Raw genomic sequence first — 22,643 nt, 5'->3', positions numbered from 1 at the left:
ATTGTTAACTCCTCTTTAATTCTTTACTACTTATATTATAACCATTATTTGTGAATTTTTCTTGAACTATGTGGTCCAAGGCTTCGAATTCCAAAGTATCAAGGTCAATTTGTTCTTTAACAAAAGTCACTAATCTATCGGCGATTTCTTCTTTGTCGATAGAGTCTGTAACGGATAGTTGTACTACTAATTTTCCGGATTTTTTATCTTGATCAATATTTTCAACAGCAATCAATCCAACTAGTTCCTTAGTACGCTTATCTTGTAAAAACCAATAGATACTGTTGTTGCGCATAATGTTTTTGGCAGTATTACTGATATAATCAGTTGTTTCAGCGATGCTGTCACCAAGAAATTCACTGGCTTCTTTTAATTTAAAATGCGTTGGGAATTCCCATAAAAAATTCTTTGTTATAAATGGTCTGTAAGATTTTAATTTTGTCATTATTCGATTATCATACTCTTCTTAGCACTCTTGTGAAGTTTATTGATCAGTGGTTTCAATTTTTCGGTTAGTAGAAGTCCCATCAAGTAAAATACGATACCAAAGGCTAGTAAAACTACAATGTCTTTGATTGCATTCGGCCAATAAATTCCACCAACAGCTTCACGGAATAAGTTTACCGCATATGTGAAGGGTAGGTATGGATTAATGACTCGGAAGAATCCGTCTGATAGAACAACCGGGAAGTTACCACCAGCACCAGAAATTGATAGTACTAAGATGATAATTCCAAGTCCTTTACCAACTGTCCCAAACATCTGCACAAGTGAATACAGGATAGATATGAAGACAAAGCTTATCAACATAGCAAACAAGACTAGTGCCACTTTGTTTTGAACGTATGCATGTAATATGAAGATATTACCTAGGGATGCTGCGATTGATTGGAATAGATTCAATGAGAAGAAAGTTAAGTAACGTCCATTGAATTGTTGCTTGAAACCATATCGAAGTTTTTCTTTGTCGTTTAGTTTGAAGTGAACTGTGAAAACACTAGATAGGAGTAGGGCTCCGACCCAAATACATAAGGCTAGATAAAATGGTGCACTAGCTGAACCGTAATTAGGGATGTTATACAAGTTGTCTTGCTTCAATTTGACTGGATTGGAGAAAAAGTCAGATTCAGTATTAGCATCAGCCTTCATTAATTTGATAATGGCTGAAAGATCGACATCCTTTGTCCCAGCTTTTAATAACTTGGCAGAGTGATGAACGTCTTTTTCTAATTGAGGCCAGTCGTTTACAGCGAAGTCATTAGCTGCGGCTAGTGATTGCTCTAATTCTGGTGTTTTAGTATTGATCAGATTCAAAGTTGTACTTAACTGGTTCTCAATTTCAGGTAATTGATATTGAACGAAGAAAGTTGCCGTAGCTAATTTTTTCTTTAAATTAGGATAGTCATTGTTATAAAAGTCATTGGCAACATTGATTCCTGTAACGATGTTACTCATATTGCCATTGAGCAATGTGTTGGCATCGTGAATTTCATTACCGATTGCGGGCAATTGTTGTTGATACTTCTGTAGATAAGTTTGAGCTGTTTGCAGGATTCCTTTGGTATTGTTCAATAACGCTGGAATCTCAGGGATGACACTGGTATTTAAGTCACTTAAGACGGTACTGGCACTTGTTAACAGTGACTGAGTAGTGGATATAGTATCAGAGACAGAATCTATAATCCCAAGATTTTGGATCGAAGTCACTTGGTCAGCAAGAGTATTTGATTGTGTTGCTAGTTCAGTCAATTTGCTTTGCAGTTCATCAGTACTCAAATTGTCGTAATTATCAAGAATGTAGTTGGCCTGTGTTGCCAAGGTATTCCCTAAGGGTTCTAAGTTATTGAGCAATTTGATTGGTCGATCAAGTTTTGTTGTTTGTTCCTTACCGTTTTGAGAGGCAAGTTGATTATAAGTATTCTGCAGATCAGTTAATGTAGAAGCGACTTGTTTAGCCACGCTCCCAATCTGTGCACCATTATCAGCGATATTTTGAAGTACCGTCTTTAACTGTGACTGTACCTGATCATTATCAGGATTTTCTTTGATTTTATCGATCAAGGTATTTATATTGGTTGCTGAAGTACTGATCTGTTTGGATAAGTTGTAAACCATTGATAATCCAGTATCGACAGTTGATTTAATAACTGGCAGTGCCTTTTGGAGTTTTGGGATCAGATTGTTATTAACATCTTCAACGCTAGATTGGGCACTTTTACCAAATTCGGTAACTTCTGGCATAACGTTTTCCACTGATGTAATGACATTGATACCGTTATTGACCTGAGTTATGCTGCTATCCATTAAGTTGGAAATTTGGCTAAAATCAGTGTCAACAGTGTTGATCTGAGTACCAGCACTCTGGATTTCGGGTATTTTATTTTGAAGTTGTTTTACAGCGGTACCACCGGAATCAGCTAGTGGTAAGAAGTTATTCAATGTAACGAGCTTTTGTGCATCAGTATTTAATTGTGGAATGTAGCCATACATTTCGTTTGCTTCACTTAATTTGTTATTTAAATCAGGCACGATTGTATTAGCTTGTTTAACTTTGTCCATGATGTCTTGTAATTCATCGCGATTATCATCAGTCGTGACTAATAGACTGGATAAACGACGTAACATTGGTAGGTTATTTTCAATTTCTACGCCAGATTTGTTCAAGACATTAGTTATTGTCTTACTGACGGTTCCGATGAACTCTTCAGAAATTGTATTCTGCAGAGTCGTCGCTCCGGAACTGGTCAGTTTTGGCGCAACAGCGTTTATTTTTTGATTAACAGAGTATACCAAAGTAGGCTTCTTTATTTTTCCAGAAGCAAAACTAATAATATCTTTGGAGAAATTCTTGGGAATATAGATACCAGCATAATAACTACCGTCCTTTACCCCTTGATTCAATTCTTGTTTAGAGTCGACAAATGTCCATCCTAAACCATCGTTCTTCTTTAAATTGGCAATTAGATCTTTACCAATCGCAATTTTTTCGTCGTTTAATTTAACTGATTGATCATCAGAATAAACAGCCACTTTCAAATCACTAGTATTGGAATATGGGTCCCACAATGCCCATACATTAAACCAGCAATAAAGGCATGGCAAAATAATCAGCGCTAGCATCAAAAGAGTTGCCGGCGTTGATTTTAAAGTACGTTTAATATCTAACTTAAATAATTCAAAAGATTTAATAAAGTCGCCCTCCTAAATGGTTCGGTTACTAACAAACCAAGTTAACATAAATAAACAATTAAATAAACCATAAATTAAATATTATGTTAATGGATTGGAATAAATAAAATTATTTACTCGCTTTAATATTTCTGAATTATCGTGCATAAGAGAATGTTCAGCCTTGGATCCGTTGACTGGATAGTCAATATATTCTTTGACACGAGGTTTAAGAATATATGAAATTGATTTTACAGATGTCACCGAAATATATTTGTCACTATTTGAATGATCATCAACATTACCGTATATATTCAAGACTCTCAAATCGTCTGATATAGAATTCCTACCCATAAAAATTCTGAAATAAGTCGGACTCATAAAGGCCGGCCGGCCATCAGGCTTAATACGGTTGACATTTGGAAGGTCCCCTAGACCTAATATGCCATTAAATGGACCAGCTATAGTAACTAGCTTTTTTAATCTAGGCATATAGGGATGAAGCTTCTCTTTTAAATTAACCAAAAGTAAAGCTACAGCACCAAGTGAATGCCCGATTGCATCATAAGTATCAAATTCATGCTTAGTTCTTAGATTGAATAGTAATTTGGATAACCAGTATGATATCTGCGTACTTCCGACATATTTGTTCTTAAAAACAACTTGAATTATTGGATGATGATCACTAGTCCAAGTTCCTTCATATGTGATTTTTCCACGCCAACTAATTGTAGCTTTTAAATATTCGTCTTTATGATTAAACTTCAATGCAGACTCAATCATTTTTTCAGTCGTGTAGTCCCCACCACGAAAGCCGTGAATATAAAATATCGGCCATTGTTTATTTTCCATTGTTTCACCCCAGCTAACCTATTATATAATGAAAAGTATAAAATTATAACCAGACGAGGTAAGACAGTGCAAAAATATTACGCAGTACGACGTGGCAAAAATCCGGGAATTTATCGTTCTTGGGCAGAATGTAAGAGTCAAGTTGACGGTTTTACCGGTGCCCGTTATAAAAGCTTCACTACAGAAGCTGAGGCTAAAGAATTTTTGAAGGGTAAGGATTCATATACACCAAAGACTAAGACCAACAAATCTAGTGATATTAAAGACTTCGATATCGTTATTTATACCGACGGTGGATCCCGTAATCATGGAAACGTCAAAGGTGGACACGTCAAAAGTAATGATCGAGCAGCCTGGGCATATCATATCAACGCTGGGAGCAAAGTGTTTGAAGGAACCGATGGAGAGTTCGGTGCCACAAATAATCGAATGGAAATTATGGCTCTAATTGAGAGCATTAAACGATTGAATGAATTGAAACTTAATAATAGGAAGATAATCTTCATTTTAGATTCACAATATGTACTTAATGCCATAACGAAAAATTGGTTAAATGGCTGGAAACGCCGCGGATTTAAAAAAGCTGATGGAAAAGTTCCAATCAATGTTGAATTATGGAAAGAACTAGATAAATTGTTACCAACAGTATCAGATAAGACCTTTGAGTGGACCAAAGGACATGCGACAAACGTTGGTAATAACCGCGTTGATGAGTTGTTGAATGAGACCATGGATAAAATGTAGAGAGCAGAGCGATTCAAATCACGGGAATTTCCGAGCATTAACACAAAAAATGACGGCCAACACGAAAGTGTTGACCGCCATTTTTAGCGTTAAGCGGAAGAAATTGTGATTTGAATCGCGTTTTAGCAAGATTGAGTAGAAAGGTTACAAGCTCAAAGCACTCAAAGACCTAAAAAAGATTCAATAGAGAAGAAACCAAGATTTGAATCGCATTTCAGCAAGTTTGAGTAGAAAGGTTACAAGCTCAAAGTACTAAAAGGCCTAAAAAAGATTCAAAAGAGAAGAAATTGTGATTCAAATTGCGTTTCCGAAATCCTAACCTAAATCCTAATTAAAGAGACCTTGGAAGAATGAAACAATACTGTCCCAGATCTTTTGAATAAAGTTACGATTTTCTTGAGTATCCAAGTTGTTGAAGAGATTCTTAGCCTTACTTGTAATATCACTACTTAACCGTGAAGCTTGTTTTTTAAAATTAGAGTTCTTCAAGGCACCAGAATCTCTTATTTCTACCATTAAGTTAATAATCTTTTGTTTTTGATTATCGGTAATGATATTTTGTAGATCATTTCTTTGTAAGTTGTTATTAACAATAGTTGTGATTTGATTAACGGTAATATTAGTACCTTTTTGAGCAATGTCTGACTTCATACCAGCAACAGCGTTGTTCAATTGCTTATCAGTATATCCGTCAGTACCTTTGTTAGCGTCAGTTATTCCACTTAAAACACCCATTTCGTTTTGGGCAGCGTTAACTTGACTTTGATTCAGTGAATTACCAGTACTTGCATATGCGGCATAAATACCAGCTAAGGCACCGGAACCGTCAATTTGAGTAGCTGAAGTTACGTATATATTGGCATCACTGATACCAGCAGTAATTGCAGCGTTTCGATATTGGTCAGCTGTGATGGTAGTAATGTTGTTGGTACCATTGTAATCGACGATTTTTACGTTAATACCAGAACCTGATGAAGTCTTTTGGATCAAGGCTGATGACCATACACCAGAACTACTTGTAAAAGAACTTCCACTAGGGTTCAGGTACTTAACTAAGGTATCACCTGTTACAGTAACGGTAGTATAGTTGCTATCACTACCACTGATCTGTGATGATAAAGCAGAGATCGTACCTTGCTTTTGGCTATCAGTCAATGATGTACCAAGCGTCATTACCGGTTGGTCACTAAGGCTGTCTGCCTTAACACTTTGAGTGGTAAAAATCCCAAAGGTGATTAAAGATACTAAACTAAGTAAAACAATATTTAACTTTTTCACGAGTCAAATCCTCCTTGTCTACATTAAACCAAAAAAATATGAATAATTCGAGAATTTTGGAACAATCGTCTAAATGTAAACGCTTAAAATAGTCAACAAATAGTGTTTGTGGTATCCTATAGGTTCTAGGAAATCGCTTTGATTTATAAAAAAAGAAAGAATAGGTGAAACGAACAATGAAAATCGTTGTCCTCTCAGGTGGTAGAAGTACCGAAAGAAACGTTTCTTTATCTTCAGGTGTGAAGATTACAAACGCATTAAGAAGTAAGGGTTATGAAGTCGCATATGTTGATTCATTTCTTGGAGTAGATGTAGAAGAAGAAAGAATCGATGATTTATTCACTACTCAACCAGAAGACGAAAAGAACTTGGTTATTGCGGATGAAGTTTTGACTGACGAAAAGATCAATGCTTTGCGTAAAGATGACACTATTGGACTACTTGGAAAGAATGTATTGAAGATCTGTCAACATGCCGATATCGTCTACATGGGACTTCATGGTGAAGATGGTGAAAATGGTAAGATGCAAGCTGTCTTTGATGTCTTTGATATTAAATATACAGGAAGCGGATCGCTAGCTTCAGGAATTGCTATGGATAAGAAGTTCTCTAAAGAAGTTTTTGTCCAAAATCACATTCAAACAGCTGATTATACAACTACAACAACAAGTGATATCACCGCTGATGATATACCATTTGGTTTCCCAATGGTAGTTAAACCATCAAATGGTGGCTCAAGTGTTGGTACACATATCATCAGAAATGAATCAGAACTTAAAGACAATATCGCAGACGCTTTGAGATTTGATAAAGAAGTTTTGATCGAAGAATATATCAAAGGAAGAGAATTCTCAGTAGCTATGGTTGATAACCATGCATTACCAGCTGTTGAGATCACAGTTGATACTGGTTGGTATGACTTCCAACACAAGTTTGTTGAGAATAATGTTACACATTTCATTACTCCTCCAGATCTTGATGATGAAACACATCAACGTATGCAAGAAATGACTAAGGATACTTTTGAAGCCTTAGGTATGAGTAACTATGGACGTGTTGATTTCTTATTACGTGATAGTGAATTATATGTCATGGAAGCTAACACATTACCTGGTATGACACCACTTTCATTGATGCCACGTGAGGCCAAGGCCGCTGGTATTTCATACGCTGACTTATGCGAGAGTATTATTAAGAGTAAAGTACGTATTTACGAAAACGAAAAATAGAATAATTGAACATGGAAGAGGTATGTCGAAAGATGTACTTCTTTTTTTTGTCGCATAGTAAACAAAGTTTACTAAAGCATTTACTGAAATCGTTTGCAAAAAGCGCTTACAAAGTGTACACTGAATTTTGTAAGTTAAGTAAATAAATGGATTGTTACTATTAAATTAGGCATGACCATAAATCCCAGAACGTACTGTGGGTTTATGGTCATTTTTCATCCGATGGGAGGCATTATATTGTTGGTGGTAAATCGAGTCTACAATAACAACACAGTGCTTGTGGATGTTGATAAAAATAAACAAGCCATTATTCAAGGCCGTGGTGTCGGATTTCAAAGACGTCGTGGAGATGAGGTTTTACCAGCGTCAGTTGAAAGAATCTTTTATCTAGATACTGATGAAGCAAGACATCGCTTCGGATCCCTACTCAAGGATGTTCCAATAGATATAACAATGACAAGTTTTTCCATTATTGAAATGGCCAAGAAAACTTACCATTATCCATTGCTTGATTATATTTATGTAACGCTTACAGATCATATCTCACAGACCTACAAGCATTTAATGGCAGGTAAGTATGAGAAGAGTACAGTTCCAGATATTCGCGAGCGCTATCCAACTGAATATAAGATCGCAGATAAGGCATTACAAATGATCAATCATGACTTAAATGTACATTTTCCAAATGATGCTACTAAAGCATTGGCACTGCACTTTATCAACGCTCGTGGTACTGAGCAAGAGGATCATCCCAAAGAAGAAAATCCCAGTACTAGAGTGAACGAAGTGGTGCAAAGTGTCTTTAAGGAATATGGCATTACACGTAATATCACCAATCAGAATTACTTTGATAGATTGATGATCCATCTGCAGTATTTGGTTGAAAGATTACAGACTAATGAACAAGATAAAAGGTTATTGAGTCAAGATATAGAATCAGATTTTCAAAAGCTCTACCCAAAGTCATTTGAGATTGCGAATGAAATAACTGACAAATTACAATCAAGCCTTCATATCACTTTGAACGATAACGAATTAGTTTACTTCATTATCCATATTCAAAGATTGATTCAAGAATCTGAGACGACATCGTCGAATAGTTAAATTAGGAGGAAATTCAAATGGCAACTAAAGAAGAAATTTCAATGACAGGTTTTTCAATCGTGGCTTATGCAGGTGATGCTAAGACAGATTTGATCTCAGCACTAAGAAAAGCACGTGATGGTGATATTGAAGCTGCACATAAGCTAGTTGAGTCAGCTAACGATTCCATCAATGATGCACATAATGAACAAACAAAGCTTCTAAGTAAAGAAGCTGGTGGCGAAGACATGGACGTCACATTTATCATGGTTCATGGTCAAGATACTTTGATGACAACAATGATGTTGAAAGATGAAGTTGAATTCTTCATTGATGAATACGATAGAATCAATAAAATTGAGAAAAAGTTGGGATAAAACCTATTACAAAAATTTGAGGAGGTAACGATTTGGATATTGAATTAAACAGAGTTAAGAAATTGCCAAAAGGATTTGTCTGGGGTGGAGCTACTGCAGCGTATCAAGTCGAAGGTTCTACTAAAGTAGACGGCAAAGGTAAAACAATGTGGGATGACTACTTGAAGAAACAAGGTCGTTTTTCACCAGATCCAGCTAGTGACTTTTACAATCGTTATCCTGAAGATATTTCACTATCTAAGAAATATGGATTGAATGCGATCCGTGTATCAATTTCTTGGACACGTATCTTCCCAGAAGGTTTCGGTAAACCAGTTCAAGCTGGTGTTGATTACTATCACAGATTGTTCAAAGAATGCATCGACCAAGGAATCACGCCTTATGTTTCACTACATCACTTCGATTCACCAAAGACACTCTTTGATGATGGTGATTGGTTGAACAGAAAGAATATCGATTACTTCGTTGAGTATGCTAAGTTCTGTTTTGATGAGTTCACAGAGATCAAACATTGGTTCACTATCAATGAATTGATTTCACTTGCCTACTCACAATATATCCAAGGTAACTTCCCACCAAACCACAAGTTTGATGTTACAAGTGCTATTCAAGCTGAACATAATGAACTATTGGCTCATGCCCGTGTAGTTAACTTGTTCAAAGATGGCGGATATGACGGTAAAATTGGCTTGATCCATGTACTTCAACCAGTTTATCCATATCCTGAAAAAAAAGAAAATCAACACGCTGCTGATCTTCAAGATGCTTTCATGAATGCCTTCTTATTAGACGGTACATTCAAAGGTGAGTATAGCGACAAAACTATGAAACTTATCAATGAAATACTTACTGCTAATGATGCCAAGTTGGATATTCAAGATGGAGATATGGATATCTTGAAGAAAGCTTCAACACAAAATGATTACTTTGGTTTGAACTATTATCAACCATCATTTGTTGCCGCATATGCTGGTGATAGCACTAATCACTTCAATGGTACAGGTGAAAAAGGTACTTCATCATTCAAGTTCAAGGGTGTTGGCCAAGCAGTTAAGAATCCTAATATCCCTACAACCGACTGGGATTGGAACATTTATCCAGAAGGTTTGTACGATATCTTGAAACGTGTAAGTACAGATTATCCAGAGAGTAAAGAAATCTTCATCACAGAGAATGGTTTGGGATTGAAGGAAGAATTACCTGAGGATGTTAAAGACGACACTATTATTGAGGATGACAAACGTATCGACTTTGTTGATCAACACATGGAAGCAATTCTTCGTGCAAGAGACGAGGGAGTCAATGTTAATGGTTACTTCATCTGGTCCTTACAAGATCAATTCTCATGGGCCAATGGATACAATAAGCGTTATGGTTTGTTCTTTATCGATTTTGCTACACAAAAACGTTATATCAAGAAGAGTGCTTTGTGGTACAAGGCACTTGCAGATACGATGAAATAAATTTAATAGACGTGGATTGTTACTATCAAATTAGGCATGACCGCGGCATTGGATATCAGTAGGACAATAATCCTACTGTATCTAGTGTTGCGGTCATTTTTTTATGGGATTGGTAGTTTACCGATCCTAGTGATTGCACCAGAACTTCTGATGTAATCACTAGGCGCGGTAATTAGTCGTTCCATTGAGGACCTATTTTTACGAAATTATTATTCTAATTATCTGCGTTAAAAATACAAGAGGGGTGTATATTATGCAATTTATCATTGATAAGTTGGAAAAGCATCAAAAGTTTTTTGATAAAATTTCAAAAAATATTTATTTGATGGCTATCAAAGACGGATTTTTAGCAGCAATGCCAATTATCTTGTTCTCGTCAGTCTTCATTATGTTGACGAATATTCCACCATTGTTCCATGTCAATCTACCGGTTGGCTTGAATGATTGGTTCAATAAGATCTATAACTACACCATGGGATTCGTTGGATTCTATGTTGCAGGTACTACGGCTAGAGCCTTGACTGGTTCAATGAACCAGCGTATCAAAGGAAGTAGATTTATTAACGCTACTTCTACACAAATGGCCTCAATGGCAGGATTTATGATGTTGGCTATCAGCCAAACAAAATCTGGTGCCTTTGTTGGTGATTACTTTGGTACAAAGGGTATTCTTTCAGCCTTTGTTTCAGCTTTTATCACAGTACTTGTTTATAAGTTCTGTGTTGAAAAAGATATTACTATTAAAATGCCTAAGGAAGTTCCTGGTACAATTTCACAAGTCTTCCGTGACGTCTTCCCATTCTCATTTTCAATTATTATCATGGGATTATTAGATGTAGGTGTACGTGCTTGGTTAAATGTTCCGTTCTCAGAAATGATTGCTACATTGATTGCTCCAATATTCAAGGGTGCTGAAAGTTACGTTGGTATGGCATTCATCTGGTTCTTGATTCCTTTGTTCTGGTTTATGGGTATCCATGGACCTTCAATCGTAAAACCTGCTATTACAGCAGCACTTTACGGTAACACTACTGCTAACTTGGACTTGTTCAAAGCTGGTAATTTCCCATTCCATTCACTAACAGAAAACTTCGGTAACTTCGTTGGTGAACTTGGTGGTACTGGTGCTACTTTCGTTGTTCCATTTATCTTTATGTTCTTAATGAAATCTAAGCAATTGAAGGCTATCGGTAAAGCGTCGTTTATTCCTGTAATGTTCGCCGTTAACGAACCACTATTGTTTGGTGCTCCAATTATCTTGAATCCATATTTCTTCATACCATTCGTTTTGGCTCCAGTTGTAAACGTCGTTATTGGTAAGTTCTTTATCGATGTTCTAGGTATGCGTGGGTTTATGTACATTCTATCCTGGGCCATACCTGGTCCAATTGGTGCATTCTTTGATACGAACTTCCAACCAATTTCATTAGTATTGATGGTATTATTATTAGTTCTAGATACATTGATTTACCTACCATTCTGCCGAGCTTACGATGCTACTTTGGTTAAAGAAGAAGCAGAAAATCTCGAAAAAGAAGAAGCAGAAGATACAGATGGCGTTGCGTTAGCCGGTTCTTCAACTGGTTCAAGTACTACAGCAACTCCAGAAGTTGCAACAGAAGATACAGATTCAAATGATAAAGTTTCCGATCCATCAGATATTACCAAATTAGATCATCAAATTAGAGTCCTTGTTCTTTGTGCCGGTGGTGGTACAAGTGAACAACTAGCTAACGCTTTAACAGACGGTGCTAAGAAGTATAATGTTCCTATTATCGCTAGTGCCGGAGCTTACGGATCACATCGTGATATTCTTCCAAACTTTGACTTAGTTGTCTTGGCTCCACAAGTTAGAATTTACTACGACGATTTGAAAGCTGATACTGATCGTTTAGGTATCCAATTAGTTGCTACAAAAGGTCAACAATATATTGCATTGACTAGAGATTCTAAGAAAGCATTAGACTTTGTTATGGAGAATTTGAAGAAGAATAATGAAGAAACAACTTCAGATCCTGCTACAAGTAATGATTAATTTGTAAAATAATAGAGCGACCAACTTTTAAGTTGATCGCTCTTTTTTTGCTTAATTAAATTTTACTTTCAGATTTTGTGAAACGTTCAAGTGCAACTTTATCCAAATATATACCACGTTTTTTACATGCGGAATTAAATGAATATTTGTAAAGAGGGGTCAATAAGCCGTAGCTTCTTTTTGCGCCACCTTTGATAGTGTACATGTCTTCAGAATATACCAACTCACAGGTTTCTCCAGTCTTAACAATATTGAATGTTTGAACGATATGACCATTGGAGCTGTCTGCTTCTTGAATATATAATTCTGGTTGCTTAATCTCAGATACCTTGATCGTTGTATCAACAGATTTTTTGCTTTGTTTTGTTTGTAGCTTTTTGTTTATTTCAACTCTGGGTCTTAACTTTTTTAGACCAGGGATGAATTGTTGGAAATAATGAAGTTGTTCACGCATTAATGCTTGGTAGACAGCTTCTTGCGATGCTTTCATTTTATATGTATATTTCATTTTTATCACCCCCCTGTTTGTTTTTGTTTGTTGCTGTTAGTACTAGTTTAACATAGATATAGCGCTTACTTTTAGTGGATTCGATTAGATTATATGATTTTTATATTGAGAATAATGATATATAATGTTTTTTTGAAATCGATACCAAAAACTATTGACATTTATGTAAACGCTTGCTATTATAATGTCATGATAACGATTTCATGAAGGGAGGAAAATATCATTGGCAACTATTTCAGATGTAGCAAGATTAGCGGGATTATCTGTATCTACTGTTTCTAGAGTCATAAATGATAGTCCACATGTTTCTCCTAAAAAAAGAAAATTAGTTAAAGAAGCAATGAACCAATTGGGATATGTTCCTTTACCAGCGGCACGACAATTGAGAGGATCAAGCTCGAAATCTCTTGCTGTAGTTGTTCCAAGAATTGTTAACCCATTCTTTTCACATTTAATTGATGCAATTGAACGTACATTAGTAAGTGCAGAGTTCAACACCATAATTGTTCAAACCTATGGAAGTAAGAAGCAGGAATTGAATGCATTGGAACTTTTGAAAATGCAACAAGTAGATGGCGTAATCCTTTGTTCGCTGGAAAATGAATGGTCTGTAATAAGTGAATATCTCAAATTCGGCAAGATTGTACTTGCTAACGAGTACTTGAAAGACCTGCCAATTCCAATGATATATGCCGATCAGTATCAAGGATTGAAGTCAGGAACAGAATATCTGATAAAACAAGGATTCAAGAATATTGCATATGCAACGGGTAGAAAAACCTTGTCGATTGCACCATTAGGTAGTGATTTTGATTCAGATAGATTCCATGGTTTCCAAGATGCATTACAAGATGCTGATATGAGTTATAACTCTAATTTGATATTTTATAACGCACATACAGAAGAGGACGGAAACAACATTCTGGATTCGATTCTTCAATTAGAAGATAAGCCAGATGCGATCATTGCAGGTAGTGATGAAGTCGCCGCCGGAATTGTAGAAGAGGCCAGAAGCCGTGGCGTTTTAGTTCCTTCTCAGCTGGGAATTCTAGGGATTGATGATCAGCCGATGTCCTCAAAATTAAATATACCTTTATCCACAATTAGGCAACCAGTTGATGAAATGGGAATAAAGGCGGCACAAGTGATGATATCGGAACTTGATGGAAACAAGGAAAGAAACATAGAATTATTAAAACTTGAAGTTATACCAAGACAGTCAGCATAAGAAGAATATTTTTATATTCTTTTTTTAAAATTAAAAATGGTATCGATACCAAATGGAGGAATTTTATTATGACAGTAGTATTAGCAAGAATAGATCAACGTTTAGTTCACGGACTTATAGTTAACCAATGGGCACAAGCATTGAAAGTTAAGAGATTCATGGTTGTTGACGATGAGATTAGTCAAAACGAAGATATCAAAGCAAGCATGAGAATGTCAAAGCCAGCAGGAACAGGTATGTCAATTATCAATACTGAGAAGGCTATTACTAATTTTACAAGTGGCAAATATGATGCACAAAGAGTCTTTGTACTAGTTAAGGAACCAGAAACTTTGATCAAGCTAATTGATGCAGGAGTTGAAATTCCCAAAGTAGATCTAGGAATTATTTTCAATGAAGATGGACGTGTTCCTGTTACTAAGTTTGTAGCATTGAACGATAAAGAAAAATCAGATTTAAAGACTATTCAAGACAAAAACATACCAACTGTAATTCAATATGTACCAACAGATACAGAAGAACCATATAAAGGCTAGGGGGATTTATCATGTCTGGAATTCAATTACTACAGGATATATTAATAATAATATTGGCAGGTTATATGACAATTGATCAAAATGGTCTTGTAATCATGTCTTGGTTCCCAGTTATTGTTGGTACAATTGCCGGAATAATAATGGGTGATTTAACAACAGCATTAACGATTGCTGGTACATTTCAGCTGATGATGCTAGGTGTAGCAGCTTTAGGTGGTGCTTCCGCACCTAATTATGGATTAGCTACAATTATCGGTGTTTTCATTGCAACACGTACGGGAACAGGTATTAAATCAGCAATTGCAGTTGGACTACCTGTAGGACTTTTAGCCATTCAATTAGAGGTCGTCGCTAGAATTATTGCTAACTTCTTAGCACATAAAATGCAATCAGATAATAACAATTCTCAATGGAAAAAGATGAATCTAGAAGCTTGGCTCGGACCAATTCTATTCAGTTTACAAACAGCATTACCTGCAATTTTGATTGTATTTTTCGGTCCAGAGGTTGTGACATTTATTTTAAAAGTTGTTCCAACTTGGGTTACAGACGGTTTGACAGTCGCAGGAGGAATGCTTCCAGTTGTTGGTATTGGAATGTTACTACATTACATGCCAGTTAAGAAGTTCCTACCATATATAATTGTTGGATTTGTACTAGCAGCTTACTTGAACGTTGGAGTATTAGGTATTGCATTGATCGGTTTTGCTGGTGCATATTGGTACTTCTTCAGTGAATCAAAGAAGGTCAGTGAGCCCGTAACAGGTGCAACTAGTGATGATGAGGATGATGATTACGATGAATGATGTAGATAAATATAAAGTAACAAAAAAAGATAGAAGAAGAGTAGCTGTTCGTTACAATTTTATGGCCTGCAATCTTTTTAATTATGAATCTCAAATGGGTCCAGCAGTTGCTTGGTCAATGGCACCAGTCTTACGCAAAATTTATAAAGATGATGATGAGTATAAAGCAGCAGTAAATAATCATTTTAACTATTACAATTCTACAACGGTAATGTCATCAATGATCCTTGGAGCAACATTAGCAATGGAGGAACGTGATGGTATTCAAGCAAAGGATGCTGTTCAGTCATTAAAAACAAGTTTGATGGGTCCTTTAGCTGGTGTTGGAGATACTTTAGTTTGGGTATTATGGCCAACAATTATGGGTTCTATTTCAGGATACATGGCACTTCAAGGCAATCCTTTAGGAGCAATCGTTTGGTTGATTGCCAACATAGCCTTTTGGTTCCTAAAGTTAAAGTTGTTTGATGTTGGATACACATCTGGTACCAAACTTATCACTTCATTAGGTAACAAGTTGACAATTTTTACAGAGGCCGCATCCATTATGGGCTTGAGTGTTGTTGGAGGATTGATTGCTACAGTGGTCAAGATATCCGCACCAGTCAAATTTCAATTTGGAAAAGTAACACTTAATTTACAAACAGGTATTTTTGACAAAATTATGCCAGCATTATTGCCAGCATTACTTACATTCTTGATTTTTAAATTATTAGGAAATAAAAAATGGACACCAACACGAGTTATTTTGTTAGTAATTGCCATTTCACTTGTGGGTACATTCTTAGGAATCTTTAAAGCTTAGGGGAAAATAAAAATGAAACGTAAATTAATACTAGCTTCACATCATAAATTAGCTGATGGATTGGCTGATACACTGGACTTCATTACTGGTGGAGTGGCCAAAGTTGAAACATTATCAGCCTATATGGATAATGATCCAATCGAAAATAAGATCAAAGATCTTATGGATGAACCAGAGGATACTGAAATAGTTGTTCTAACAGATATGACAGCAGGAAGTGTCAATCAGAAGTTCTTCAGTTACCGTACACGTGCACACACACATATTATTAGTGGTATGAACTTACCGTTGGCGTTGTCGTTAGCAATGGAACCAACTGATCAGTATTTAACAACAAGCAAAGTTGAAGAACTTATTTCACAGGCCAAAGAGGCTATTGTTTATGTGAATACTATGCAAGTTGAGGTCGATGATGACGATGAATGATATAAAGTGGTGGAAGAATAGTGTAGTTTACCAAGTTTATCCTAAGAGCTTTAATGACTCCAATAATGATGGTATCGGTGATATTGCTGGTATTACTGAAAAATTAGGTTATTTAAAAAAATTAGGAGTAGATGTAATTTGGCTGAATCCAATTTATGTTTCTCCACAAGTTGATAATGGTTATGATATTAGTAACTATCGTAAAATAGATCCAAGATTAGGTTCTGATGAAGAGTTTGAAACTCTCTTGAATAGTGCACATGAAATGGGCATTAAAATAATTCTTGATTTGGTTGTTAATCATACTTCTAGTGAACATCCTTGGTTCAAGGATGCTTTGAAGAGTAAGGATAGTAAATATCATAATTATTATATTTGGAAAGATGGAAAACCTGATGAAACACCCAATAATTGGGGATCTTCATTTGGTGGATCAACTTGGGATTATGTCGATAAACTAGGACAATATTACTTACATTTGTTTGCTAAAGAACAACCAGACTTAAATTGGGAGAATCCCAATGTTCGACAAGATGTATACGATATTATGAAGTTCTGGCTAAATCGTGGAATAGATGGTTTCAGAATGGATGTAATCTCTTTGATCTCTAAAGATCCAAAGTATCCAGACGGTCCATTAGTTCAAAACAGAAAATTAGGTAGTTATTATGCCGGTGCTGCCAATGGCCCCAAGGTCCATGATTATCTACAAGAAATGAATCGTGAAGTATTGAGTAAATACGATATTATGACAGTCGGTGAGACACCACATACGTCTTCTAAGGATGGTGTTTTATACGCTGATGCTTCTAGAAAAGAATTAAATATGGTCTTTCACTTTGATCATATGCACTTGGATTATGGTAAATATGGTAAATATTCAGATAAAAGATTCAAACTTGTTGATTTGAAAAGGGTATTATCAGAGTGGCAAAATGCTATGTATGAGCATGACGGTTGGAATAGCTTGTATTGGAGTAATCATGATCAGGCTCGGCCTGTTACTAGGTTTGGGGATGACGATGGTAAATATAGAGTTGAATCTGCTAAGATGCTCGGTACCATTTTACATATGCAACAGGGAACACCCTTTATTTTTGAAGGTGAAGAACTGGGTATGACAAATGCTAAATATCAGTCAATTGATGATTATACTGATATTGAGACATTTAATACTTATCATCGTTTTATTGATCAATATAAATTACCTAAAGATTTTACAATGCGTAGTGTTTACCTTAAGTCGCGTGATAATGCACGTACACCAATGCCTTGGTCAGACAAGGCTAATGCAGGATTTTCTACAGTAAATCCTTGGATTAAATTAAATCCTAATTATAAAGAAATTAATGTCGAAAATGTTCTATCAGATAAGAACTCAGTTTTCTATTATTACCAAAAATTAATAAAATTGAGACATGAGTTACCGATAATTACTACAGGAAAATATGAGTTATTAGATAAGGACAATTCAAAGACGTATTGCTACTTGAGAAAAGGTAGTGAAGGCACTATGTTTGTTGCTGGCAATTTTGCTACTGATAGTCAGGTTGTAAATATCCCTGAACTAAGTGGCAGTGGTAAAAAGCTTATTAGTAACTATGATTCTCCAGATGTAGTTAAGAGTGGAGACATCATATTACCTCCATATGGAACTGTAGTTTATTTGTTTGAAAACTAAATGTTGAGAGTTGAAAATTAATATATTAAAGGTGTTATTACGTTTGAAATTAATTTAAATAATACTTTGGTTAAAAAAATAAAATGGAGTAAAAAGAGCATCACTGGACGAGGACAACTCATCTGGTGATGCTCTTTTTGACGAAGCGCATTAATTATTGGGTGTATTACTTATTAGTTTTGCAATATCAACGTGCGCCGCCAATAAAGTTTCAAATGGAATTTCAGTAGCAAATAGTTGACGTAAGATGTTAATCATAATCATTGCTAAGGCCTGGGCAGGGGCCTCTGCATACCCAATTGTTTGGAAATAAGCAGATAATTTTTTTTCATCTTGTGCCCACATTTTAAGTAATCGACCTGTTAAGACATCACTATCTTGGATAATTTGCGGGAGCTGCAGTGCTTCTGGAATGATGGACTGTTGTCGGGATTTTGGGGTCATGATAGATTTACGAACAAAAGCAATAAAAGCTTCCCAGATGTTGCTTTCAGGAGGTAATGCAAGAATTAAGGCATCGATTAAATTGGTTTCATGGTCAAAAATAATATTTTCCTTCGATGAAAAATATTCAAATAACGTTTTTTTAGCAATGTGTGACTGAGTGGCAATTTCAGCCGTAGTGACATTGTCATAACCAAATTGAACAAAGAGTTTTGTAGCCACATTAAAGATTTCAAGCCGTTTAGCAGCTTTTTTAATTTCTCGTTTTCCCATGAAGTAATTATAACATATCTTTCTAAAAAAGTAACTCAGTAACTTTTTATTGACATGTCTTAGTGGAGTTTATATAATTGCCCTGTTTTATAAAAATAAAAAGTAACTCAGTTACTTAATTGGAGAAGTGGATAGAATGCAATTAGAAAAACGTTTAAATAGTTATTGGCTCTTTTTATCTTTGGGTTTAGTTCTATTTATGGCAACTTTAGATCAAACTATTACAACCACGGCACTCAATGGGATTGTAAAGGAGTTGGGTCATTTAAATCAATCGGTGTGGGTAATTACTAGCTTTCTCTTGACGAGTGCCGTCATGACACTTATTTTTGGTAAATTGGGTGATATTTTTGGGCGCAAACGAATTTTACAACTTGCGTTAGGACTATTTATGATTGGATCGTTAATGAGTGGATTGTCTACATCGATGCTAGTATTAATTTTATCTCGTGGTTTTCAGGGTATCGGAGCGGGGGGATTGAATTCGTTAGTCCAAGCCGTACTTGCTGATTTGGTTCCGGCTCGTCAACGTGGTAAGTATCAAGCCTTGTTCGGATTAGTTAGCATGGTGGCGTTGATTGCCGGGCCGGTATTAGGTGGTTATTTTGTACAGTACTTAACGTGGCGATGGATTTTCTTTATCAATTTGCCCATTGGCATTGTTGCAATGGTTATTTTGGGATTCAAATTGCAGTTACCACAAACAAAGCCGATGACGATTAAAATTGATTATTTAGGGGGCATTTTGGCCACTGGTATTACAACATTAACGCTATTAATGGTCACGTTAGGTGGAACAATGTTTTCTTGGGAGTCACTAATGATGCTGGGTATGCTGTTAGGAGATTTAATTTTAATAGCTGTGTATATAGTGGTCGAGCAAAGAGCTAAGACGAGTGCGTTAACGCCATTAACATTATTTCATAATGGTACGTTCAACTTAGCAAGTCTTATGTTTGCATTATCAACTGCCGCACTATTTATGGCGATGATTTATGTACCAATGGTGGCGCAACGAGTTTATCGAGTGACAACCAGTCGAACAGGATTTTATATTATTCCAACTTTAGTCGCGTTGATTATTGGTACAATGATTGCTGGAATAGTTATTGAGAGAACTGGCAAGTATAAAATACTGCCAATCATTGGAGCCTTACTAATGTTAGTCGGCTTTTACGGGTTATCACAATTAGTTAGCAGTTGGTCAATGATGATTTGGCAAATTCCAATTGGTATAGGTATTGGTATTTTTACGCAGATATCGCTGTTAGTTGGCCAAAATACTGTGGCTGTCCAGGATTTAGGTACGGCTACTGGAACCTTGAACTTTTTTAAAACATTAGGTGGAGCATTTGGATCAGCTATCTTTGGGGTCATTTTAACAGCACAATTGGCTAAACCAACGCTTAGCCAGTTACAGGCATTTCAAACGGTATTCGGATGGGGAATTCCATTAGCTGGATTATTGCTAGTACTTAGTTTGTTTTTAAAGGCGGAACCCTTGTCTGATGAGGTTTTAGCTTATGAAGAGTAAAGAAAAGCCATGTGGCCGGGTAGCAGTTGGTTGCGCAAGTTTGACTGTCAAATTTTAAAAGACTGAGAACACTAAAAAAAATACAATTATCGATATTATTGTGTCATAGCAATATAAATTAGTATTTTCTGTTTCACTAAGCGTTACTTAACGTCTGGTATGGTTGTTAGGTAATGCTTTTGTAAACTAATCAAAAGTAGCGTTAAAAACTTCAGTGACATTTTGAATTAAATGGAAGCATAGTTTATTTATTTGAGAATTAAAAAAAAAACAGCCAATTGGCTGTTTTTTTGCGTGAATTTTAGTTTCATTTATATTTAATCAGGGAGAGTAATATTGAAATTAAACTAAATCGCTTGCAAGTACCCATTCGTTAGTAGCAACACGATACATTGTTTTACCGTTAATAGTAGCTGTCTTATCTGTGTGCCATGCTGATCCAGCACTAAGGGCACGACTTTTAATTACAGTACCATTTGAATTGTATAAAGTTTTGGCTGTGTGACCAGAAGTTGTAATAGACTTGTTAACTGCAACATATTCATATGCATCACTAGCTTTCACCCATTCATTAGTAGCAACACGATAATAAGTTACACCATTAAGAACAAGTTTCTTATCAGCTGCCCAATTTGAATTTGCTGAGATTGCACGGTTCTTGATTGCTTTACCATCTTTTGAGTATAGTGTAGCAACGTGCAATGATGAAATAACTGTTTTGTGGTTAGTAATAGTACCACTTACAGCTTTCTTAACAACTTTGATCTCAATAGTCTTATCTGCTTTACCAGTTGAAGTCTTATTTGTTTCACCAGTAGCTAATTCATAGTTTTCTGGTAAATCAATTTCGTGTTTTTGACCTTCTGTACCAGTGATAGATGTTGAGTGAATTGTTTTGCCAGTTTCTTTGTCAATAAAGTGAACAGTTGTTTTGTGCTTTGCGTGAGTGGTTGTTGCACCAGAGCCATTTGAGTGGCCGGGTTTAGTGGGCTTAGTAGGTGCAGTAGGTTTAGTAGTAGAAGGAACAACATGGACCTTGATCATACCGTAACTGATATTGAATTTTTGACCTTCAACAATTTTGTAACCTTTTGGTGCAGTTACTAATGAGTTGTCAATAGAAGTGATGTCACTTGCAACATCTTTAATAATTGCTTCTTTGAATTTAGCAGATGTATTCTTATCGTTGATATAGTGGACGTAAATATCTGATTTGCTTGCAACGTGACCTGCATTATAATCTGCTGGTTTGATGTGAACAAGCATTTGACCATTTTTAATAGTGATTAGTTCTCTACCGGTTACTACGTAACCCTTTGGAGCCTTGATTGTTGAACCTTTAACTTTTTTAGCTTTTCTATCTACTTTCATAGTAGTTGATTCAAACTTTTTAGTGTTATCTGTAGAATCTTGGAATCTAATCGTTACAGTTTTGAATAAATTCTTAACTGAAACAGTAATATGATTATCTTTAATATCTATGAGTTCTTTAAGAGAAATTTCATATCCACTGGGAGTAATATCCTTAAGTTTTGAACTATCAATATTTGTAGCATCTTTAGGAACTTCTACAGATGAATTGAAAGTTACTTTACTGTCATCAGTATCAACAAAAGTTACAGTAATTGTCTTAGTTTTCTTGTCATCAGGTTTTACAGCTGAATCAGGAGTTACAAGTACGTTGATTTCTCCCTTGTCGTTAATTGTGTAGTCTTGCTTTTCAGAAAGCTTAAAACCATCTGTAGCTTTAACTAATTTTTCATCAACAGAAGTAGCGTCTTTATCGACTGTTACTGTACCGTTTTTGATGTTATCGATTGGCTTTTTTGTTGCTGCATCCAAATAAATTACAGTAACATCTTTTGTGGCAGTAGTAGGTGGAGTAACTGGATTTGGTTTACCTGGTTCAACTTGTCCAACTTGGGCTTCATTGGCAGCGGCTTGGACCATAACACCATTAATAACGCTAGGGTTCAAAATCATTGTGCTAAACAACAAACTCGTGATAACAAGGGACTTAGTCTTTTTCATTAGAATCTCTCCTCATGGGTTTAATATTTTTGATCTATTTAATCATATCGAACCAATGTAAATATGGAGTAAATTTTATGTAAAAAACATGTAAATTTTCAGAAAAATAACTATAAATACTTATTATTTATCAGAAAAAATT

General features: G+C 35.7%; 20 protein-coding genes. 13 read left to right on the top strand and 7 right to left on the bottom strand.

Annotated features, from left to right (window positions below):
- Window positions 1-4 precede the first annotated feature (4 nt).
- The 3 genes from BTM29_RS01725 to BTM29_RS01715 all read right to left on the bottom strand — a co-directional run bounded on the left by BTM29_RS01725 (window position 5) and on the right by BTM29_RS01715 (window position 4,020).
- A complete protein-coding gene (locus BTM29_RS01725) occupies window positions 5-445 on the bottom strand; it encodes a GNAT family N-acetyltransferase (RefSeq protein ID WP_076613851.1) in 441 nt (146 codons plus the stop codon).
- Complete coding sequence (locus tag BTM29_RS01720; RefSeq protein ID WP_225972239.1) at window positions 445-3,159, bottom strand: YhgE/Pip domain-containing protein; 2,715 nt, start codon at window positions 3,157-3,159, stop codon at window positions 445-447. The genes BTM29_RS01725 and BTM29_RS01720 overlap by 1 nt, the downstream gene beginning before the upstream one ends.
- Window positions 3,160-3,270: 111 nt before the next feature.
- Entirely contained in the window at window positions 3,271-4,020 is a 750-nt protein-coding gene (locus BTM29_RS01715; protein WP_076613849.1) for an alpha/beta hydrolase, read from the bottom strand.
- Window positions 4,021-4,086: 66 nt separating this feature from the next.
- Here BTM29_RS01715 and BTM29_RS01710 point away from each other — a divergent pair, with 66 nt between their 5' ends.
- Entirely contained in the window at window positions 4,087-4,764 is a 678-nt protein-coding gene (locus BTM29_RS01710; RefSeq protein WP_076613848.1) for a ribonuclease H family protein, read from the top strand.
- A 327-nt stretch (window positions 4,765-5,091) separates the two neighbouring features.
- Here BTM29_RS01710 and BTM29_RS01705 read toward each other — a convergent pair whose 3' ends face one another.
- Window positions 5,092-6,042: a DUF1002 domain-containing protein gene (locus BTM29_RS01705; RefSeq protein WP_076613847.1), complete on the bottom strand. Its 951-nt coding sequence runs from the start codon at window positions 6,040-6,042 to the stop codon at window positions 5,092-5,094.
- A 176-nt stretch (window positions 6,043-6,218) separates the two neighbouring features.
- Between BTM29_RS01705 and BTM29_RS01700 the strand changes: the two genes are divergently transcribed.
- The 5 genes from BTM29_RS01700 (at window position 6,219) to BTM29_RS01680 (ending at window position 12,229) form a co-directional block, all read left to right on the top strand.
- Window positions 6,219-7,271, top strand: a complete 1,053-nt coding sequence (locus tag BTM29_RS01700) for a D-alanine--D-alanine ligase family protein (RefSeq protein ID WP_076613846.1) — start codon at window positions 6,219-6,221, stop codon at window positions 7,269-7,271.
- Window positions 7,272-7,514: 243 nt separating this feature from the next.
- Window positions 7,515-8,375 carry a PRD domain-containing protein gene (locus BTM29_RS01695; RefSeq protein WP_225972238.1) on the top strand — a complete coding sequence of 287 codons (861 nt, stop codon included), beginning with the start codon at window positions 7,515-7,517 and terminating at the stop codon, window positions 8,373-8,375.
- 17 nt (window positions 8,376-8,392) lie between these two features.
- Entirely contained in the window at window positions 8,393-8,731 is a 339-nt protein-coding gene (locus BTM29_RS01690; protein WP_076613845.1) for a PTS lactose/cellobiose transporter subunit IIA, read from the top strand.
- A 32-nt stretch (window positions 8,732-8,763) separates the two neighbouring features.
- Window positions 8,764-10,194, top strand: a complete 1,431-nt coding sequence (lacG, locus tag BTM29_RS01685; RefSeq protein WP_076613844.1) for a 6-phospho-beta-galactosidase — start codon at window positions 8,764-8,766, stop codon at window positions 10,192-10,194.
- A 253-nt stretch (window positions 10,195-10,447) separates the two neighbouring features.
- Window positions 10,448-12,229: a PTS lactose transporter subunit IIBC gene (locus tag BTM29_RS01680; RefSeq protein ID WP_076613843.1), complete on the top strand. Its 1,782-nt coding sequence runs from the start codon at window positions 10,448-10,450 to the stop codon at window positions 12,227-12,229.
- 55 nt (window positions 12,230-12,284) lie between these two features.
- Here BTM29_RS01680 and BTM29_RS01675 read toward each other — a convergent pair whose 3' ends face one another.
- Complete coding sequence (locus BTM29_RS01675; RefSeq protein ID WP_076613842.1) at window positions 12,285-12,737, bottom strand: DUF3284 domain-containing protein; 453 nt, start codon at window positions 12,735-12,737, stop codon at window positions 12,285-12,287.
- A gap of 223 nt (window positions 12,738-12,960) precedes the next feature.
- Here BTM29_RS01675 and BTM29_RS01670 point away from each other — a divergent pair, with 223 nt between their 5' ends.
- From BTM29_RS01670 to BTM29_RS01645, 6 genes are all read left to right on the top strand, one after another.
- A complete protein-coding gene (locus BTM29_RS01670; RefSeq protein WP_076613841.1) occupies window positions 12,961-13,965 on the top strand; it encodes a LacI family DNA-binding transcriptional regulator in 1,005 nt (334 codons plus the stop codon).
- A gap of 68 nt (window positions 13,966-14,033) precedes the next feature.
- Complete coding sequence (locus BTM29_RS01665) at window positions 14,034-14,501, top strand: PTS sugar transporter subunit IIB (RefSeq protein WP_076613840.1); 468 nt, start codon at window positions 14,034-14,036, stop codon at window positions 14,499-14,501.
- Window positions 14,502-14,512: 11 nt separating this feature from the next.
- Window positions 14,513-15,307, top strand: a complete 795-nt coding sequence (locus BTM29_RS01660) for a PTS mannose/fructose/sorbose/N-acetylgalactosamine transporter subunit IIC (RefSeq protein ID WP_076613839.1) — start codon at window positions 14,513-14,515, stop codon at window positions 15,305-15,307.
- Complete coding sequence (locus tag BTM29_RS01655; RefSeq protein WP_418236008.1) at window positions 15,282-16,112, top strand: PTS system mannose/fructose/sorbose family transporter subunit IID; 831 nt, start codon at window positions 15,282-15,284, stop codon at window positions 16,110-16,112. Before BTM29_RS01660 ends, BTM29_RS01655 begins: the two co-directional genes overlap by 26 nt.
- Before the next feature lie 12 nt (window positions 16,113-16,124).
- Entirely contained in the window at window positions 16,125-16,538 is a 414-nt protein-coding gene (locus BTM29_RS01650; protein WP_076613837.1) for a PTS sugar transporter subunit IIA, read from the top strand.
- The gene (locus tag BTM29_RS01645; RefSeq protein ID WP_076618589.1) at window positions 16,531-18,219 is read left to right on the top strand and encodes a glycoside hydrolase family 13 protein; all 1,689 of its coding nucleotides are present in this window, start codon (window positions 16,531-16,533) and stop codon (window positions 18,217-18,219) included. The genes BTM29_RS01650 and BTM29_RS01645 overlap by 8 nt, the downstream gene beginning before the upstream one ends.
- Window positions 18,220-18,369: 150 nt before the next feature.
- Here BTM29_RS01645 and BTM29_RS01640 read toward each other — a convergent pair whose 3' ends face one another.
- Window positions 18,370-18,936 (bottom strand): TetR/AcrR family transcriptional regulator, encoded by a 567-nt coding sequence (locus BTM29_RS01640; protein ID WP_076613836.1) that lies wholly within the window; start codon window positions 18,934-18,936, stop codon window positions 18,370-18,372.
- Between the two features lie 136 nt (window positions 18,937-19,072).
- Between BTM29_RS01640 and BTM29_RS01635 the strand changes: the two genes are divergently transcribed.
- Window positions 19,073-20,470, top strand: coding sequence for an MDR family MFS transporter (locus tag BTM29_RS01635; RefSeq protein ID WP_076613835.1), 1,398 nt, complete (start codon window positions 19,073-19,075; stop codon window positions 20,468-20,470).
- Window positions 20,471-20,812: 342 nt separating this feature from the next.
- On the opposite strand, the gene BTM29_RS01630 is transcribed toward BTM29_RS01635, so the two are convergent.
- On the bottom strand, window positions 20,813-22,501 hold the full coding sequence (locus tag BTM29_RS01630) for an SLAP domain-containing protein (RefSeq protein ID WP_076613834.1): 1,689 nt from the start codon (window positions 22,499-22,501) through the stop codon (window positions 20,813-20,815).
- Window positions 22,502-22,643: the final 142 nt, after the last annotated feature.

Source organism: Companilactobacillus allii (assembly GCF_001971585.1).
Taxonomy (GTDB): Bacteria; Bacillota; Bacilli; order Lactobacillales; family Lactobacillaceae; genus Companilactobacillus; species Companilactobacillus allii.
This window is presented reverse-complemented; position numbering and strand designations above follow the sequence as displayed.